The 18940-nt window shown below is 69.2% G+C and carries 12 protein-coding genes and 1 other RNA gene; 5 read left to right on the forward strand and 8 right to left on the reverse strand.

Annotated elements, in window-relative coordinates:
- Nucleotides 1-193: 193 nt before the first annotated feature.
- Complete coding sequence (gene glgC / locus QZ588_RS15410; protein ID WP_295543831.1) at nt 194-1465, reverse strand: glucose-1-phosphate adenylyltransferase; 1272 nt, start codon at nt 1463-1465, stop codon at nt 194-196.
- 263 nt (nt 1466-1728) lie between these two features.
- On the opposite strand from glgC, the gene glgB reads away from it, so the two are divergent.
- Nucleotides 1729-4035, forward strand: coding sequence for a 1,4-alpha-glucan branching protein GlgB (glgB, locus tag QZ588_RS15415; protein ID WP_295543832.1), 2307 nt, complete (start codon nt 1729-1731; stop codon nt 4033-4035).
- Here the strand turns inward: glgB and QZ588_RS15420 are convergent.
- Genes QZ588_RS15420 through QZ588_RS15435 form a run of 4 tightly spaced genes read right to left on the reverse strand, consistent with a single transcriptional unit; the run spans nt 4032 to nt 9290 of the window.
- Nucleotides 4032-5618 carry a TolC family protein gene (locus QZ588_RS15420; RefSeq protein WP_295543833.1) on the reverse strand — a complete coding sequence of 529 codons (1587 nt, stop codon included), beginning with the start codon at nt 5616-5618 and terminating at the stop codon, nt 4032-4034. The two genes, glgB and QZ588_RS15420, sit on opposite strands and share 4 nt — an antisense overlap.
- Complete coding sequence (locus QZ588_RS15425; RefSeq protein WP_295543834.1) at nt 5618-7786, reverse strand: FUSC family protein; 2169 nt, start codon at nt 7784-7786, stop codon at nt 5618-5620. Before QZ588_RS15425 ends, QZ588_RS15420 begins: the two co-directional genes overlap by 1 nt.
- Before the next feature lie 51 nt (nt 7787-7837).
- Nucleotides 7838-9061 (reverse strand): HlyD family efflux transporter periplasmic adaptor subunit, encoded by a 1224-nt coding sequence (locus tag QZ588_RS15430; protein WP_295543835.1) that lies wholly within the window; start codon nt 9059-9061, stop codon nt 7838-7840.
- 4 nt (nt 9062-9065) lie between these two features.
- A complete protein-coding gene (locus QZ588_RS15435) occupies nt 9066-9290 on the reverse strand; it encodes a YtcA family lipoprotein (RefSeq protein WP_295543836.1) in 225 nt (74 codons plus the stop codon).
- Nucleotides 9291-9739: 449 nt separating this feature from the next.
- On the opposite strand from QZ588_RS15435, the gene QZ588_RS15440 reads away from it, so the two are divergent.
- Nucleotides 9740-10660: a hydrogen peroxide-inducible genes activator gene (locus tag QZ588_RS15440; protein WP_295543837.1), complete on the forward strand. Its 921-nt coding sequence runs from the start codon at nt 9740-9742 to the stop codon at nt 10658-10660.
- Complete coding sequence (rlmKL, locus tag QZ588_RS15445) at nt 10657-12966, forward strand: bifunctional 23S rRNA (guanine(2069)-N(7))-methyltransferase RlmK/23S rRNA (guanine(2445)-N(2))-methyltransferase RlmL (RefSeq protein WP_295543838.1); 2310 nt, start codon at nt 10657-10659, stop codon at nt 12964-12966. The genes QZ588_RS15440 and rlmKL overlap by 4 nt, the downstream gene beginning before the upstream one ends.
- Here rlmKL and QZ588_RS15450 read toward each other — a convergent pair.
- The 3 genes from QZ588_RS15450 to QZ588_RS15460 all read right to left on the reverse strand — a co-directional run bounded on the left by QZ588_RS15450 (nt 12911) and on the right by QZ588_RS15460 (nt 15809).
- Nucleotides 12911-14350, reverse strand: a complete 1440-nt coding sequence (locus tag QZ588_RS15450) for a hypothetical protein (RefSeq protein ID WP_295543839.1) — start codon at nt 14348-14350, stop codon at nt 12911-12913. The two genes, rlmKL and QZ588_RS15450, sit on opposite strands and share 56 nt — an antisense overlap.
- Nucleotides 14351-14445: 95 nt before the next feature.
- On the reverse strand, nt 14446-15045 hold the full coding sequence (locus QZ588_RS15455; protein ID WP_295543840.1) for an SRPBCC family protein: 600 nt from the start codon (nt 15043-15045) through the stop codon (nt 14446-14448).
- 2 nt (nt 15046-15047) lie between these two features.
- Complete coding sequence (locus QZ588_RS15460; RefSeq protein WP_295543841.1) at nt 15048-15809, reverse strand: SDR family oxidoreductase; 762 nt, start codon at nt 15807-15809, stop codon at nt 15048-15050.
- Nucleotides 15810-16041: 232 nt separating this feature from the next.
- On the opposite strand from QZ588_RS15460, the gene ssrA reads away from it, so the two are divergent.
- Nucleotides 16042-16402: a transfer-messenger RNA gene (gene ssrA, locus QZ588_RS15465) on the forward strand.
- Between the two features lie 163 nt (nt 16403-16565).
- Nucleotides 16566-17786 (forward strand): integrase arm-type DNA-binding domain-containing protein, encoded by a 1221-nt coding sequence (locus QZ588_RS15470; RefSeq protein ID WP_295543842.1) that lies wholly within the window; start codon nt 16566-16568, stop codon nt 17784-17786.
- Nucleotides 17787-18940 lie beyond the last annotated feature (1154 nt).

An 18940-nucleotide genomic window follows, 5' to 3' on the forward strand; every position in this document is an offset into this window, starting at 1 on the left:
GCTGCACACTCGCGTCTGCGTGAACCCGGACCTATTGTACCCGGCCTGCGGCCCGATAAGTCGGACAGCCTCCTAGGAGACGCCGATAGGGGACGCCGATGTATTGGCCACCCCAGCCAAAAATCGGACTGAGCCGGAAGACGCGGCCAATGGAGCGCCGGCACGCCGGCAGGGCCCGCGCCGCTTGCGCCCCTCACCGCACCCGATTGGCTTGCTGCCCCAGCATGTCCGGCGTCACCAGCGTGACCCCGCCGGGGCTGACGTAGAAGCCGGCGGCCTCGTCGGCGTCACGGTCGTAGCCGATGGCGGTGCCGGCGGCGATACGGCACCAGCGATCGATCACCGCCCGCTGGATGTGGCAGTTGCGACCGATCTCCACGTTCGGCAGCAAAACCGTGTCCTGCACGTAAGAGTAGGAGTTCACGCGCACGCTGGAGAACAGCAACGAGTGGCGCACGGTGGCGCCGGAGATGATGCAACCGCCCGAGACCATGGAGTCCACGGCCATGCCGCGGCGCTCGTCGCTGTCGAAGACGAACTTCGCCGGTGGCAATTGCTCCTGGTAGGTCCAGATGGGCCAGTGATGGTCGTACAGGCTCAAGGGGGGCGTCACGCCGATGAGCTCGAGGTTCGCCTCCCAAAAGGCATCGACGGTGCCGACGTCACGCCAGTATGCTTGGTCACCGGATTTCGGATCCCGAAAGGGGTAGGCCATGACCCGATAGTGCTTGATCACGTACGGCAGCAGATCCTTGCCAAAGTCGCGGCTGGAGCCCGGCTGGTCCGCGTCCCGGATCAGCTGTTCGTAGAGAAAATCCCGGTTGAAGACATAAATGCCCATGGACGCCAGCGACACACCGGGGCGGCCCGGTAACTGCGGCGGCTCGGCGGGCTTCTCGACGAAGCCGCGCACCCGGCCCTCGACATCCACATCCATGACACCGAAGGCGCAGGCACGCTCCACCGGCACTTCCAGACAGCCGACGGTGAGATCCGCCCCCGTCTCCACGTGATGGGCGATCATGGTGCCGTAGTCCATTTTGTAGACATGGTCGCCGGCGAGGATCAGCACGTATTCCGGGTCATGGTTGCGGATGATGTCCAGGTTCTGAAACACCGCATCGGCGGTGCCGGCGTACCAAGCCGTTTCAGCGACGCGCTGCTGGGCCGGCCAAAGCTCCACGAACTCGCCGAACTCACCGCGGAGGAAGCCCCAGCCCTTCTGGATGTGGCGGATGAGCGAGTGCGCCTTGTACTGCGTCAGCACACCGATGCGGCGGATGCCGGAGTTGATGCAGTTGGAGAGCGGAAAGTCGACGATGCGGAACTTGCCGCCGAAGGGCACCGCCGGCTTGGCGCGCCAGCGGGTCAAATCCTTCAGGCGCGAGCCGCGACCCCCGGCCAGGATGAGCGCGAGTGTGTTGCGGGTCAGGCGACTGACGAAACGCGGTCCAGCATCCGGCATGGGTCACCTCTCATGGGTCTTTGGTGGGGCCGCGGCGCCCTTGCAGCTGCGCCGGCGGCGGGCGATGCTTTGGCACATTTGTCGTACCATCGCAGATCCGGTGCGCCCCGCAGTGCATGCGCCTTCGCCGCCGTCGCCAGCCGCTGCCGCCGCTGGCCGACTTCGGCAATCCACGGGAGGTGCATGGTAGCATTGGGGGCCACCGCCGTCGGTGCCGCCCAGCCGCAGCCGTCCCCGCACAAGATACGCCAACGGAAGACCTCATGCCCATCGGCCCTACCCCCTACTCACAGTTGCCCGAGCCGCTTTTGCGTATCGTCGAGGCCCGTCACCACGACCCCTTCGCGGTGCTCGGCCGGCACGACCTCGACGACGACATCGCCACGATCCGCGCCTTTTTGCCCCAGGCGGCGCGAGCGCGCATCAACGAGGCGGGCATCGACCTCGAGCGCGTGCCAGGAACGGACCTCTTCACCTGGGAAGGATCCCCCGACCAGCTGACGGGGCAAACGCACTATCGCATCACCTGGTACGACCGCCAGGGCCGGGTCGGCAGCTGCTGCGACCCCTACACCTTCGGTCCCCAGCTCGGCGACTTCGACCTGCACCTCTTCGGCGAAGGCCGTCACTGGCATGCCTATCGCTTCCTGGGCTCCCATCGCCGCACCGTCGACGGTGTGGAAGGCTTCCAATTCGCCGTCTGGGCCCCGGGTGCCCACCGCGTCAGCGTCATCGGCGACTTCAACGATTGGGACGGTCGCGTACACCCCATGCGCGTGCGCGGCGGCTCCGGCGTCTGGGAACTGTTCATTCCCGGCCTCTCGCCCGGGGCGCTGTACAAGTACGAGCTGCGCGACGGCGGCGGCAACGTGCACGTGAAGATCGACCCCTATGCCAACGCCTTCCAGGAGCGCCCCGACAACGCCTGCATCCTGACCGCACCCAGCACCCACCGCTGGCGGGATGCCGGATGGCTCGCCGCCCGTGCCGAGCGCGACTGGCAGCACAGCCCCATGTCCATTTACGAGATCCATCTGGGCTCCTGGCAGCGCGACGCCGACGGCGGCTTTCTCAACTACCGCGAGATCGCCACGCGCCTGGTGGACTATTGCGCGGAGATGGGCTTCACCCACATCGAGCTGCTCCCCATCACCGAGCACCCGCTGGACGCCTCCTGGGGCTACCAGGCCACCGGCTACTTTGCGCCCACCGCCCGCTTCGGCACCCCGGACGACTTCCGCGCCTTCATCGACGAGCTGCATCAGCACGGCATCGGCGTGCTGCTGGACTGGGTGCCGGCACACTTCCCGCGCGATACCACGGCGCTCGCGAAGTACGACGGCACGGCGCTCTACGAGCACGCGGACCCGCGCCAGGGCGAGCACAAGGACTGGGGTACACTCATCTTCAATTACGGCCGCCACGAGGTGAAGAATTTTCTCCTCTCCAGCGCCCTCTACTGGCTGGCCGAGTATCACATCGACGGCCTGCGCGTGGATGCCGTCGCCTCCATGCTCTACCTGGACTACTCGCGCGAGGACGGCGAGTGGATTCCGAATAAATACGGCGGCAACGAAAACCTCGATGCCGTCGACTTTCTGCGTCAGCTCAACACCGTCACCCACGAGCAGCATCCGGGCTCACTGATGGTGGCGGAGGAATCCACCGCCTGGCCGCAGGTCTCCCGCCCCACCTATCTGGGCGGCCTGGGCTTCAGCATGAAATGGAACATGGGCTGGATGCACGACACCCTCTCCTACATGGAGAAGGACCCGATCTACCGCCACTACCACCACGACCTGCTCACCTTCGGGCTGCTGTACGCCTTCACCGAGAACTTCATCCTGCCCTTCAGCCACGACGAGGTGGTGCACGGCAAGTGCTCCATGCTGGACAAAATGCCCGGCGACGCCTGGCAGAAATTCGCCTCGCTGCGGCTGCTCTACACCTTCATGTTCACCTACCCCGGCAAGAAGCTCCTGTTCCAGGGCTGCGAGTTCGGTCAGGGTCAGGAGTGGAACTTCGACGCCGAAGTGGACTGGTATCTGCTGGAGCGCCCGCAGCACCAGGGCATCAAGCAGATCGTCGCCGACCTGAATCGGCTCTACCAGGCGCAGCCGGCGCTGCACCACGTGGACTTCGACAGCGCCGGCTTCGAGTGGATCGACTGTCACGACTCGAGCCAGTCCGTGCTGAGCTATCTGCGCAAGTCCAAGGACGGCAGGCAGGTGGTCTGCTGCGCCTTCAACTTCACCCCGGTCCCCCGGGAGAACTACCGCATCGGCGTGCCCCTGCCCGGCTACTACCGCGAGGCCATCAACTCCGACGCCGAGCTCTACGGCGGCAGCAACGTCGGCAACCGCGGCGGCGTCCACGCAGAGCCTATCAGCTGGATGGGCCGCCCCAACTCCATCCCCATGGCGCTGCCGCCGCTGGCGGGGGTGGTGATGGTGCACGAGCCGGACATGGCCACCGACGCCGACACCAAGGGCAAGGTCAGAGGCGCCGCCGGCGACACTTCGACGCCCAGCCGCGCCGCCGACACCCAGACCAAGGCAACGCCACGCTAGCGCAGCGCCGCCGTCACAAACGCCAGGTTGGTGGCCGCATCGAAGGCATCCCGGCGCGCGTCGGCCAGCACCTCCTCCGCTTCCATCAGGGCCTGTTCGGCGGCGACGGCTTCGGTGAGCGTGCCCAGGCCCACATCCAGCCCCTTGCGCGCGGCATCCACGGTAACCCGGCTCGCCGCCACCACGGCCCGGGCGCTGCGATGGGCCGCCAGCGCCGTGCGCAGCGCCGCATAGGCGGCGGCGATCTCACGGGCCGCGGCATCGCGCACGGCGGCCACCTGGGCCTGGGCCGCGCGCACCCGGGCATAGGCGCTGCGCAGCCGACTCCGCCGCAGACCGCCCTCCGTCAGGGGCAGGGTCACACCCAGCAGCACGCCCGTCTGCTCCAGCGGCGTGCCCAGGGTGGGGCTGTTGTTGATGCGAAATCGGTTGTCATCGCGGGCCAGCGCACCGACCACGCCCACCTTCGGCATGAAGCCGGCCTGCGCCACGTCCACGCCGGCCTCCGCCGCGCGCAGCTGCGCCACGGCGGCGATGATGTCTGCGCGCTCGGCGAGCGCCGCATCGATCACCTGATCCAGCGCACGCGTGCTCGCCGCCGGCAGCGGGCCCGGCGCGGCGAGGCGCACCCGGGTCGCCTGTGGCAGGCCGAGTACGGCATTGAGCGCCACATGGGCCGCCTCGCCCTCGCCCCGCGCATTGGTCAGCGACAGCTGCGCCTGCGCCAGTTGCTGACGCGCCTGAGCCACCTGCACGCGGGTGCCAACGCCGCGCGCACGGCCGGTCTCGGCGGCGGCGAGGATCTGTCGCGCCGCGCCCATCGCGCGCTCGGCGGCGGTGCGCTTCTGCGCGGCGGCCACGGCGGCGTGGTAGGCCTGGCTCACGTCGAAGACCAGCTGCTGGTGTACCTGATTGAACTCCACATTGGCCACGGTGGTGAGGTGGCGCGCCGCGCGCACCGCCGCCGCGCGCTCGCCGAAATCGAACAACAGCCACTCCAGGCTCAGCACCGGCACCACCTCCTGCACGTCGGTGGCGAGGGTGCGGGTGCCGACCAGCGGCAGCTGGATGGGCGTGGAGACGCGCTGATAACCGCCGACGACGCTGGCGGCGAGCCGCGGTAGCAGCGTGGCATTGGCCTCCCCCACCGCCTGCGCCGCCTGCCGCGCCGACTCCCAAGCCACGCGGGTCTCGGGGTTGTTGCGCTGGGCGATGTCGATGAGCGCCGGCAGTCCATAGGTGCGATCCGGGTCGATGCCGACGACCGCCGTCGGACCCGCCGGTGCGCCCTCCCCGGCACCCGCATCGGCCACCACGGACACCACTTCCGCCTGCAGCGCCGCCGGCACCGGCCAAGGCGCCGCCGGGCTCGCGGGGGTTGGCGCCGGCGCCAGCGTCTGACAGCCCGCCAGCAACAACAGCAGGGCGCTGCAGATGGCAGCGCCCGGGCGCACGCCACGCGCCTGCGCCCTGGCCGCCGGTAACCGCACATGGGCATCGTCCCGGGGCACACTCCCGACCCGCGCCGGCACGCGGCGCAGCCTGCTGCACGCACCTGCGTTTTGCTGTGTGGATGGATACATCACGTCGGCTCCGGTTGCGGTCGGTTCTCCGGGGTGGGCAGGTCGCCGGGGCGCGCGAGGGCGAGCAGCTCGCGCAGCTGTGCATCGAACACCCGGTACAACCGCCCACGCTCGTCACAGTGCTCGTCGGTGCGGGCGGCGAAGGCCAACGTATCCGCGGGCGGCGCGGGCAGCGCGGGCAGCGGTCCAGGCGCCGGCGCCCCCGGCGCGCGCGCCTGCAAGTGTGTCGCAAAGGCCGCAAGTGCGTCGGCACGCGCCTGATCCGCGGCCGCGATGGCGGCGAGCGTCTCGGCCGACGCAGCCGCGAGCCGCAAACGCTGCTGCGCCAACTGGGCGCCCACCACATAAAGCCCGTCCGCCAGCGCCACGAGCCGTGCCGCTTCGCGCCGGCGCTCTCGGCTCGGGCGAATGCGGGCGGGCTCGAACACCACCAGCTCCGCCGCATCCTGGGCCTCGGTGAATGCCCTGTTGATGCCATCGCCGGCGCGCGCCACCGCCGCCGGACTCTGGGGCTTGGCCAGCACTGCGGCGATGCCCTCCAAGCCCTCGGCGAAGCGCCGGCGCACCTGACCCTCGGCACTCACGGGCCAAAGGCTGATGAAGAACACCGCCACCGCGAGATTCCCCACCACCACCCCGATGAGCCGGCCGCTGGCCACGTCCAGCTCCACGGTGGGCCCGAAGCCGTGCAGGGTCGCGAGAAAGAAGCACAGCGCGATCTGCAGGCCGATGTAAGAGGTACGCTCGCTGCCCACGCCGATCCAGGCGGAGATGAAGGTCACCAGTCCGATGACCAGCACCAGGGAGCCCACGGAGGTCATGTGCGGGAAGCCGAAAATCAGCACCGCATAGCTCAACACCGCACCGATGGTACAGCCGATGAGCCGTAGCGTCAGTTTGTGCATGGTCTCCGCCACCGAGCTCAGGGCGACATAGAAACAGGTAATGACGCAGGTGTGGATACTGGGCCAGTCGACGGCGATGTAGAACAGATAGCAGACGATCACCGCCAGCGTAGTCTTGAAGGCATAGCGCGAATGGTCCGGATTGCTGAAGGCATCCGCCGCCAGCAGCCCACCGCCGGCCGCCGGCGGCGCCTCGCCGCGGGCACGCGCCACCGCCGCCGCCTCGCCGGCACAGACCCGTTCGAGCTCGCCGAGCACCTGGTCGACCTCCTGCTCCGGCGCGCACGCTGGATAACCCGGCTGGGCCGGGTTGGCTGTGTCCGGCGCATAGGCTGCATCGTCCCGCCGCCGCCGACTGGGCCGCGCCAGCCAGGCCTCACAGCGGCCGAGCACCGCCGCCTGCTGATGCTGTCTCGCGTCGGCGCCGGCGGCCCCAGGCGGCGCCGTCGGCACCGCCGCCGGCGCCAGCAGCGGGCGCGCAGCCAGGGCCGTGAGCAAGCGCATGGACAACCGCTCCATCGCCTCCAGCTGCGCCAGACGTGGTGTCGGCAGCAGATGCAGCAGCCGTATCATTTTGGCGAAGTCCGCGCTGCGGGTATCGCCTTCGTGCAGCAGGGTCAGCACCCGGCCACCGTCGGCGTCTTCGCCCCGCAGCGCCGCACGGGCGGCGGCGAAGCGCTCGCGCAGCAACTCGCGATAGAGCCGCGTCGGGCTGCGCCCCGCCACCAGATTCATGAAGATGAGCAGCGCCATGGGCACCAGGCCCACCGGCAGTATCCAGAAAAAGGCCGTTTCGATGAGCTGTGGATAGCCGATCAGGTCCGGCGCCGTCAGCGCCATGGCCAGTATCATGGCCACCGAGCTGGCCGCCGGTCCAAGCGGCGTGGTGGCGGCGAGGAACATGCCGCCGAACACCAACAGCGCCAGCGTCAGCACTCGCAGCGCCGGCGAGCCGAGGGTCACCGCGGTGGCGACGAAGGCGATGCCGATCGCCAGCACGATCAGCATCATCAGCACGAAGCCGTCGATGGAGCTGGTGACGGCGTCGTCCTTACTGGCGAAGAACACCAGGTAGGCCGCCAGCGCCGACTCCGGCATACCGAAGGCCATGAAGACCATCACCACCAGCATGCACAGGATACTGATGCGCAGCGCCCGGCCAAAGCGCCCGGGGAAGGGGGCGAGCTCGGCGCGCAGAAAGGCCCCGAACCGCCCACCGTTGGCCGCGCGCAGGCCGCCGGCGCTGGCGACGGCGGCGCTCACCGGCGCCGGCTGCTGCACGTCGGGCGCCGCCGGCGGCGGATGCCGGTGGCCTCAGCGCCGCACATCCACCTGAACCACCGCCGAGGCGCCGACGCGCATGAGCCGCGCCGGCGGGTCCGCGAGGGCGATGCGCACCGGAAACCGCGCCGCCACCCGCACCCAGTTCAGGGTGCGCGCCACATAGGGCAGATCGCCGAAGGCGCCGAGGGCATCGTCCGAGACCACGCCCCAGCCGATTTCCGCCACCTGCCCGGTGATGGGCGCGGACTGATCGATCATGACGTAGACCCGGGCCGGATCACCCACCCGCAAGTGCTTCAGATCCGTCTCCCGAAACAGGGCCCGGGCATGCCAGCTGGCGGTGTCGATGAGGGTGAACAGGGGCTCCCCCGGCTGCAGGAACTCCCCCACCGCCAGCCGCAGCCCCGCCACCCGGCCGGCGATGGGCGCGCGCACCGTGGTCTTCTCGAGCTCGCGGCGGGCGATGGCCACCAGCGCCTTGTTGGCGCGCACCTCGGCCTTGAGCGCCCGGGCGGTCTGGATCTCGTTCTCGGCGGCGCGGGCACCCTCCAGCGCCTGGCGCAGCGAGACCTCGGCATCGCCCACCGCGGTGCGTGCCTCATCCAGCGTCTGCTGCGAGGCGTAGCCGTCGGCAGCCATGGCCTGGGTGCGCTCCAGCGTGCGGTTGGCAAGATCCAGATTGGCGCGGGCGCGGCTCACCTCGTCCTGCGCCGCGGTGGCATTGGCGCGCTCGGACTCGAGCAACCGCTCGGTGTCTGCCAGCTGCGCCTGCACGGCGGCCAGCTCGGCCTCGGCCAGCGCCAGCTCCTGGCGGTAGGACGCATCGGCGATGCGAAACAGCACTTGACCCGCGCTCACCTGCTCGCCGTCGGCCACCAGCAGCTTGTCCAGACGCCCCGGCACCGCGGCGGCGATGCGCACCACCTCGGCGTCGATCTCTGCATCGGTGGTGCGCGGCGCATCCAGCAACGTCGTCAGCAGCCGGTAGCCCAGCGCGACGGTGACCGCCAGCATGAGCAGGAACAGTAGCTTGCCGAGTGCGCCCAGGAGGCGCTCACGGCGGCGCTCACGGCGGGCATCTGCGAGCGGCTGCCCGGATGCATCGGGCGCCTGCTTGCGGCTCGGAGCGGGCTCGCTGCCGCCGACCGGCGCCGCCGCCTCGGCCGCCGCGGGCTCGCTGCCGGCGGCAGGCTGCACCGCAACGCCTGCGGTGATATCCCCTCGCGTATCCCCGCCGGGTGTGAGCTCGCTCATGCCATCACATCGTCGCGCCCGAAAACAGCAGCAGCCAAAACACCATGGCCGACGATGCGCCTGTCATCAGGTAAAACAAACCGGGCAGTGGAATCCAGCGGGCAATGCCGACTCCCACCAGGACGGCGTACAGGGCGACGCCGGCGACCACGCCGAACAACACACTCGGAATCCAGCCCGGGAAGTATGATCCCGCGATATCGATGACTGGTCCGAACAGCATACGCATTACAAGGGCGGCTGCGCCGGCTGCGCCTTAGCCGACAGGCAGACTTCTGAACAGGGAAAGAGCCGAAGCCTTGGCATGAACACCGGCGCTGATCGGCGGCATGCGTCCAACTACGGCGCAGCGGGCAATTTATCACACCCAATACCTGCTCTGCTCAACGGCGACAGTGGTTACGGGCCGCAGACGATGGCGTGATGGGCCGCGCCGACCCTCGACGCCAGCCCCGATGGCGCGCCGATGCCCGCCCCAGTCGCCGCTCTGAGGGGGCCGGGCGCCGACGCTGCGGCCAAACATCGCACGCGAAGGTCTTGGGACGAGCACACGGGCACCGGCCACGCCAGCGCAGCGCGCGCCCAAAACGCCCGCCGTCCGGCACCCGCTGGGCTGCTCAGGATTGGTTTACCATGCCGATGATGTGACGGACGCGACGAACAGGCCCGGCCCAATCCATGAACCTTCGGGACATCAAATACATCCTCGCCGTGGCGGAGACACGGCATTTCGGCAAGGCCGCCGAGCGCTGCTTCGTGAGCCAGCCGACGCTGTCGGGGCAGATCAAAAAGCTGGAGGATCAGCTCGGCGTGGTGATCTTCGAGCGCACCAACCGCTCCGTGGAGGTGACGCCCATCGGCGAGGAAATCCTCGGCCATGCGCGGCTGCTGGTGGAGCAGGCGGATGCCATCGAGCAGGTGGCCCGGGCGCATCAGGACCCCCTCGCCGGCCCGTTGCGGGTGGGCGCCATCCCGACGCTCAGCCCCTACCTGATGCCGCTGGTGCTGGTGCCGCTGAAACGCCGCTGCCCGCAGCTGAAGCTGGTGCTGTTCGAGGAAACCACCGAGGCCTTGCTGCGCCGGCTGGATCAGCACGAGCTGGACGCGGCCCTGCTGGCTACGCCGACGCCGAACCCGGACCTCACCAGCATCCCGCTGTTCGACGAGCCCTTCTGGCTGGCGCATCCGCGCAAGCACCCGCTCTATGACAAGGACGACATCACCCAGGCGGATCTCGAGTCCATCGACCTGCTGCTGCTCTCCGAAGGGCACTGCCTGAGCCACCAGGTCATGGAGGTCTGCAAGCTCGCCGACCGCCCGCGCACCGGCGAGATGGCGGACCTGCGTGCCGCGAGCCTCGAGACCCTGCTGCAACTGGTGGGCGCCGGCTTCGGCTGCACCCTGGTGCCGGCACTGGCCATCCGCGGCAGCTGGATGACCGACAGCGGCATCATCGCCCGGCGGCTGGAGCTGCCCGATGCCCAGCGCCGCATCTCGCTGGTGTTCCGCCGCAGCTTCCCGCGGCGCGCCGCACTGGAGACCTTCACCGAGGTCGCCCTGGCGCAGCTGCCGAACACGGTGAAGGCGGTCAACCAATGACCGCCGACATCCCCGCCGACACCCCCATCGGCACCGCGGCGGCATCGGCGCCGCAAGCCTTCTTCGCTACCGCGGCCCGTAACCTGGAGACCCTGCTGGCGGAAGAGCTGCGCGGGCTCGGCCTTGCGACGGCCAGGGACACTCGCGCCGGCGTTCGCTTCACTGCCAGCGCGGCGGACGCCTACCGGGTGCTGCTCTGGTCCCGCATCGCGAGCCGCCTGCTGCTGCCGCTGGCGGAATTCGACGCACCGGATGCCGAGCAGCTCTACGCGTGCGTCCAGGCCATTCATTGGCCGGACCACCTGGCGCCGGGGCGCACCCTCGCCGTGCATCTGGACGCCGTGCGCTCGGGCATCGACAACGGACATTACGGCGCACTGAAGGTCAAAGACGCCATCGTGGACCAGTTCCGGGGACTGGGCCTGGCGCGCCCCAACGTGGACACGGCGCACCCGGATCTGGCGCTGCGCTGTCACATCTTCCGCGACCGCGCCACCCTCTACCTCGATCTCGCCGGCGCCCCCCTGCACCGCCGCGGCTGGCGCGCCCGGGAAGGGGCGGCCCCGCTGAAAGAAAACCTCGCCGCCGCCGTGCTGTTGCGCGCCGGCTGGCCCGCCATCGCAGCGGCGGGCGGCACGCTGCTCGATCCCCTGTGCGGCGCCGGCACCCTGCCCATCGAAGCGGCACTGATGGCCGCCGACATCGCCCCCGGCCTGCTGCGCACCGAGCTCGGCGTGCATTGGGGCTGCACCGGTTGGGCCGGGCACGACCGGGCGGCCTGGGACGCCCTGCTCGCCGAAGCCCGGGAGCGCCGCGCCACCGGCCTCGCACGGCTGGCGTCGCAGGGGCTGCGACTGCGCGGCGCCGACCAGGATCCACGCATGGTGCGGGCGGCCCAGGACAACGCCGTGCGTGCCGGCCTCGGCGGTCACGTGCGCTTCGAGCGCCGGGACCTCGCTGACTGCGCGGCCGCGCCGGGGGACACCCCGGGGCTGGTGGTCACCAACCCGCCCTACGGCGAGCGTCTCGGCACCGACGCCGAGCTGCCGGCGCTCTACGCCACGCTCGGCACCGTGCTGCGCGAGCAGTTCGACGGCTGGCACGCCGCCGTGCTCACCGCCAACCCCGAGCTTGGGAAGGGCATGGGCCTGCGCGCCACGCGCTTCCATACCCTCTACAACGGTCCCCTCGCGTGCCGGCTGCTGCACTTCCAGGTGTGCCCGCAGGCCCACGTCTCGGAACGTCCGCGCCCGCTGCCGGCGGCCGAGCGCGGCCCGGGGGCGGAGATGCTTGCCAACCGGCTGCGTAAGAAGCAAAAGGCGCTGGCCAAGTGGCTGCGCACCGAGGACATCAGCTGCTATCGGTTGTACGACGCGGACCTACCGGAGTACGCGCTGGCCGTGGACATCTATGGGTCCGCCGATGTGCAAACGCCGGCGCGGCGCTTCGTGCACGTGCAGGAGTACGCGGCGCCGCCCGACGTCGACCCCAGGGCCGCCCGCCGCCGCCTGCGAGAGGCCCTGGGAGTGCTCGCCGAGGTGCTGGCGGTGCCGGCGCAGGATATCTTTTTCAAGGTGCGCCAACGCCAGCGTGGCGACAGCCAGTACCAGCGCCTGGGTGCGCGCGGGCAGTTCCACCCGGTGCTGGAGGACGGGCTCAAGCTACTGGTGAACTTTGAGGATTATCTCGACACGGGCCTCTTCCTGGACCACCGCGACACCCGCCGGCTGCTGCGCACACTCGCGTCTGGCCGCCATGTGCTGAACCTCTTCTGCTACACCGCCAGCGCCAGTGTGCACGCCGCCGCGGGCGGTGCGCGCTCCACCACCAGCGTGGATCTGTCGCGGACCTATGTGGACTGGGCGAGGCAGAATCTGGCGCTGAACGGCTGCAGCGGCCGCGACCATCAGCTGATCCAGGCGGACTGCCTGGCGTGGCTCGCCAATGCCCGCGCCTATCGCGGACGCTTCGGGCTCATCTTTCTGGACCCGCCCACCTTCTCCAGCTCCAAGCGCATGCATGGCACCTTCGATGTGCAACGCGACCACGCCGAGCTGCTGCGCGGCGCGCTGGCATTACTGGCGAGCGATGGTGAGCTCATCTTCTCGACCAACCGCCGGCGCTTTCGCCTCGACACGGACCGCCTGGACCCCGACGGCAGCCTCAGCATCCAGGACATCAGCGCGGCGACCATCCCCCGCGACTTCGCCCGCAACCCTCACATCCATCGCTGCTGGCGCATCAGCCGGGCTAAGGCATCGCCGTCACCGAGGGCGCCGTACGCTCGGGCAGCGCCACCTCGGTGAAGGTGGTGAGCGATTCACCCGCCGGCGGCAGCAACGGGTCGGCGGCGCGCCGGAAGCAGCAGCGGCCGTGGCCGGTGATGCCATACTCGCTCCAGGTGCCGTCCGGGAAGAACACGCAGTCCCCCACCGCAGCGCCCTCGAGACGATAGTAGAGCGCCCCCATCACCCAGAAATCCGCCGCCGATGGCTGTTTGTAACCGAGCGCGGTGCGATAGATGGACTGGGTGTGGAACACCGGAATGGGCACATAGCGCGCAGACAGGTGCGCGAACAGCAGCACATCAGAGATGGCACCCGAGGCGGCACTGCGGGTCAGGAAGCAGCCGACCCGGTCTTCCACCGTGTCGTAGATCAGATCCACAGACAGCTCGCAGTGCGCGCGTCGCCGCAGGGTCAGCGCTGCTTCGGGGCTTGCGCGGCCGGGGATGGACCGTGCATCGGCGCAGCCATCGCCCTCGGCGAGCCGCTCCAACCGCGCCTCCCGCCAGCCCGCCAGCAGGGCGTCCGGGCGTTTTGCGTCAAGCAGGCGGCAGTCGCGCCACAGCCGTGGATCTGGGCGATAGCAGTCCCGCGCGGCGCTGGACATGGATGTCCAAAGCTCGCCCGCCAGCTTGGGATTGGCCTGGTAGACCTCGGCGGCATCGCGGCGGCCCAGCGCACGCGCCGCCGCCAGCATCGACAGCGCCATCGGCCAGATCTTCGGCAGGGCCGCCTCGGCGGGGGGCTGCCGGCGCGCCCTCCAGCGGCGCTCGCCGCCGCCGCTCGGCGCCGGTACGACAGCGCCTGGGCCGAGGATAAAGCGTCGGCGCTGGACCTCGGCGGATGCCTGCGGACTGGAGGCCGGATCATCGCGCCAGTCCGCAAACATGTCCCGCAGCGTGCGGTTGCCCAATAGCTCCACCGCCTCCGCCAACGGCATCCAGCAGGGGGCACCCTCGGCGGTCTCCGGGCCCAGGGTCGTGGTCGCCTCATCGCAGAACACCACGAACACGGTGCAATCGAACTGCTGGAAGGGCCCCTCGCGATAGCGCTCGGCGACACGGAAGCTCGCCAGGGGCGGCGGTGACGGCACCGCCTCCTCTGCCAACTCGGCGCGGGCGTCCTCGCGCACGTCGGCCCGCGCTGGCACCAAGCCTGAGCCGAGCACTACCCGTCGCAGGCCCTGCACCGGCGCATAGCCACAGCGGTGCTCGCGGGTGCGCAGCAACAAGAGTTGGTCGGTGCGCGGATCGATGCACAGCACCTGCACCGTGGCCAGCGTGTAGCCGGCGCGATCCAACAGCGCCGTCAGCGGATGCCAGACGGTGCTTTTCAACAGCCAACGCAGCCACTGCGCCACACGCACCCGCCGGAGTGTCACCGACTGCTCTCGCTTGCGCTCCATCACCACCCGATCCACTCCCCGCTGCCGACCTCACTTCGAAGCCTGCCGAGTTTAAGCCAGCAGCGAAGCGCGACCAAGCCGCGGCGGGCGGCCACTCAGGCTCGCGCGCGGGCGAGGCGCTCCAAGTTGTGCAGCAGTCGGCGCAGCTCGCGCTCCAGACCTTGCTTGACCAGCGCTGTCCCGATCACCGGCGGTACCAAAAAGTCCGGGGTCAGCTCGGCACGGTACGACACCCGCACACCCTCCGGCTGCGGATACAGACGCCATTCGGTGCGCCCGGCGCTGAAGTCGCTGCCCGCGGGCACGATCACCGCCACCAGCCGCCGTGGCTCCTCGCGCACATCCTCCACCCGTTTCAGCTCCCGGCAGAAGAGCCGCTGCACACAGGCGCGCACCAGCGTGGTGACACGCGCATCATAGGGTGCCGGGGCCGACTCGACGCGGCTCTCGCGGATCGCGGGGTTCAAAGCCGTCAGGTTGGCATAGTCGGTGAGCCGCGCACGGACCGCCGCCGCAGGCGCGGCGATCTGTATATCCGCACGCAGACGATAGCGGCCGTCGGCGTAGGCAACGTCCAGGGTCAGCGCGGGGTCGCCCGCCACTGGCCCGGCGAACAGCGCGGCGATGCAGAGCGCAGCGAGTGACCCGCCGCCCATCCAAGCCCGCACGCCGCGGGCGACACGGTACCCGCGCATGCTCAGACCTCGCTCATGCCGCCATCGACCACATACTCGGAGCCGGTCACAAAGGAGGCGAGCCCCGAGAGCAGAAACAACGCCACCTGCGCCGCCTCCGCCGGCGCACCGAAGCGCCCCAGGGGCACCTTCGCCCGAACCGATTCTGCCATGGCCTCGGCGGTCGTATCCGGCAGCCCGGAACGGGCGAAGAAGTCGGTGGCAATGGGCCCCGGACTCACGGCATTCACGCGGATGCCGCGCGGAGCCAGCTCCGCCGCCAGCACCCGCACCAGCGAGCGTAGCGCGCCCTTGGTGGCACCATAGGCGGCCGCCCCCGGCAGACCGCTGTCGCGTGCCACGGAGGTATTGATCACCACCGCACCGCCATCGCTCAACAGCGCCGCCAGCGCCCGCACCTGTAACATCGGGCCGCGGACATTGACGGCGAACTGTCGATCGATGTGGGCCACCGTCAGGTTGGCGAGTGGCTCAAAGCTGGCGATACCGGCGTTCAGGAAGACGCCGTCGAGCCCGCCGAAACCGTCCCGCACCGCAGCCGCCAACAGGTCCGCCGCCGCCGGATCACCGGCATCGTTGACCCGCGACGTCACACCCGGGCAGTCCGCCTCGAGCGCCGCAAGACGCGCCGCCGACGTACCGGTGGCCAGCACGCGCGCGCCGGCGGCGTGCAGCAGCTCCACCGCTGCCCGCCCGATGCCGCTGCTGCCCCCGGTCACCAGAAAGCGCTTGCCGGCGAAGCCGAAACGCAGAGGATCGCTCATGCCCCATCACCTCGCAAAGGTCGTGTTGCTCTGTACATGGGACCAGGCCAGCGGGGCAAAACCCCGCCCGACGGCGCCCATCAACCACACCGCCCGCGCTCTGCACTCTGCACTCGGCCATGCGACGCCGGGCACGTCGCTGCCGAGGCACCGATGTCCGGGTCACTGAGTCACGCTGAGACACTGATTGCCACGGAACTCCCAGGGAGATAGACTGTCAGATCTTACGACTGGGGGCGACTAGGCTTCGACGCGGGTCGCAAAACCCGAGGTGCATGCCGAGGTGCGGGTAACCTCGTAAAACCATCCGCAAACCAATAGTTGCCAACGACGACAACTACGCTCTCGCTGCTTAATCCCAGCGGGCCTCACACCGTCATCTGCCTGTGGGCGGCGGATTCGTGGGGTAACCTCACACAGGATCGCGATGACGGGGGCCCGGACCTGATTCGCTAAAACCCCAATTCGGGATCGCCGACCGACCGCCCTGTCCCTCGGGCGGTGGAAGGTTAAACACAATAGAGCGGACTAAGCATGTAGGACCGACGGCGGAGGGCTCGCGGACGCGGGTTCGATTCCCGCCGCCTCCACCATCACCACTTCCAGAGCCGTCCATTGACGGCTTTTTTATTGCCTAAAATCAGCAACTTAGCCAATTTCAGCGTCCACCACCGTATATCGAGGTCCATTGACATCCACGAATAAACGGGGGCAACTTTGGGGGCAACATCCCAAGCAGCAGACGGAGTTGCCCCCATGCCTCTCACAGCTACCGAAATCCGTAACGCCAAGCCTGGCGACAAGCCCCGCAAGCTCTTCGACGGCGGCGGACTCTATCTCGAAGTTGCCCCCAGTGGGGGCAAGTGGTGGCGACTGAAATATCGTTACCACGGCAAGGAGCGCCGCCTCTCGCTCGGCGTCTATCCCGATGTGTCCTTGAAGACCGCCCGCACCCGTCGCGATCAGGCCCGCGAACTCCTCGCCGAGAGTGTCGATCCGGGCGAGCACCGCAAGGCCCTGCGCGCCGCCCAGGCGCAGAGTGACGCCAACAGCTTCGAGGTGATCGCCCGCGAGTGGTACGCGCGAAACCTGCCGACCTGGACCGAGGGCCACGCCAAACGCATCCTGCGCCGGCTCGAGCGCGACATCTTCCCGTGGATCGGCAACCGCCCCATCGCCGAGATCACCGCACCCCAACTACTCGGCGCCGTCCAGCGCATCGAACGTCGCGGCGCCCTCGAGACCGCCCACCGCGCCCTCTCCAACTGCGGGCAGGTGTTCCGCTACGCCATCGCCACCGCCCGCGCCGAGCGCGACCCCAGCACCGACCTCCGGGGCGCCCTGCCACCGGTCAAGCCCACCCACTTCGCCGCCGTCACCGAGCCAGCGCAGATCGGCCCGCTGCTGCGCGCCCTCGACAGCTACGAGGGTACCCTGATCGTGCGCAGCGCCCTGCGTCTCGCGCCGCTGGTCTTCGTGCGCCCCGGTGAGCTACGCAAGGCCGAATGGCGCGACATCGACCTCGACGACGCGACCTGGCGCTATCGCGTCACCAAGACCGACACCGAGCACCTCGTGCCCCTCGCAACCCAGGCCGTCGCCATCCTGCGCGAACTCGAGCCCCTGACCGGTCGCGGCCGCTACGTCTTCCCCAGTGCCCGCAGCAGCGAGCGGCCGATGAGCGATAACGCCGTGCTCGCCGCGATGCGCCGGATGGGGATCAGCAAAGAGGAGATGAGCGGCCACGGATTCCGCGCCATGGCCCGCACCGTGCTCGACGAGGTGCTCGGTTTCCGCCCCGACTACATCGAGCATCAACTCGCCCACGCCGTGCGCGCCCCCTACGGCCGCGCCTACAACCGCACCGCGCACCTGAAGGAGCGGCGCAAGATGATGCAGGCCTGGGCGGATTATCTGGAACGACTCGCGCGGTCGGACAACGACAATGTGGTGCCCCTGATCCGCAAAAGCGCTTGAGGCCTGGAGCCGCAGTCATCGCTGGCTGACACCCAGCGCAACGCGCCGGCGGCACAGGACGTGCCGACGCCAGCCTCAGCCACACCCACCTCGGCCAGGGACGGCGTCGCTGCCAGAGATCAGCGGCCGTCCAACACGCGGCGCCGCCCCCTCGCGATCCAGCACTGCGCAACACCCAAACCCATCTGCCGCGCGCCTCAACAGCCTGACAGCGCCACCACAGAGGGCGCCACTGGCCAGCCTGCTCCCGCAACACCGGTCCCAGCCCCGCAACGACGCGTCGCATGCAAGCTTCGGTCGCGATGAGCGGCGTCAGTCGAAACTCATCAACGTCGCCCGAGACCACATCCGATCTGACATGCCTCTCGTCCTGATCGCCGTCCTTTCGCTGATTTCGTCACCGAGATCCTCAACCCAGCCATGCGCCACCAGCGCGGCGCAGCCGCGCTCTCCCAACAAAACCAAACCAGCCCGGCCCCGCCGGGCACCGCTTAGGGAGCCCCCTTGGGGGCGGACGGGAGGCGGGCCCGAGCACGGCGGCGGAGGCCGCCTCGCGGCCGCAGCGGCGCGCGCAGTGACCGCCGGGGCGGGCGGGGGGACTCAACGCAAGCAACCAAACCCCGGCTTTACATAGCGCAAATTATGCGGCGAAGTGGACGGCGAGCGCAGCGAGTCGCGCATAATTCCGGGCGTTATGTAACGCTGGGGTTGCCGCTTTCTTCTGGCTGGCCACGGGGCTGCGCCGACCTTGAGCGCGGCACGACAACGACTGGCGCGCGGCCCAGCGACAAGCGAAGGCCCAGCCGCCGGGCGAGCTTGCGAGCTGGGCGCGTCGGCCGCAGCGCGGAGCGGCACCATCGCGCCCTGATGCGCAACCCCCAATAGCATAGAGCCGCTTCGATCCTCCATTCGTTGATTCTCTGGCGGGCATCGGCATCAGCATTCAGGCGCTTTTCCTCCCAAAGACCATATCTCGAAGAAGTCGAGAGTAAGCGTGTGAGAATAAGCGACGTAGTGCGACTCCAAGAAGAGACTGACCGGGTCGTCTTTTCCAATCATGCGATTGTTCACTACAACGTGAATCCGTGAGGTGAATGGCGCCAAACGGCGGCTTCCATCGAATGGCATGCACCCAGGTCAGCAATTGGTCACGA

The organism is uncultured Thiohalocapsa sp., assembly GCF_913062725.1.
GTDB lineage: Bacteria > Pseudomonadota > Gammaproteobacteria > Chromatiales > Chromatiaceae > Thiohalocapsa.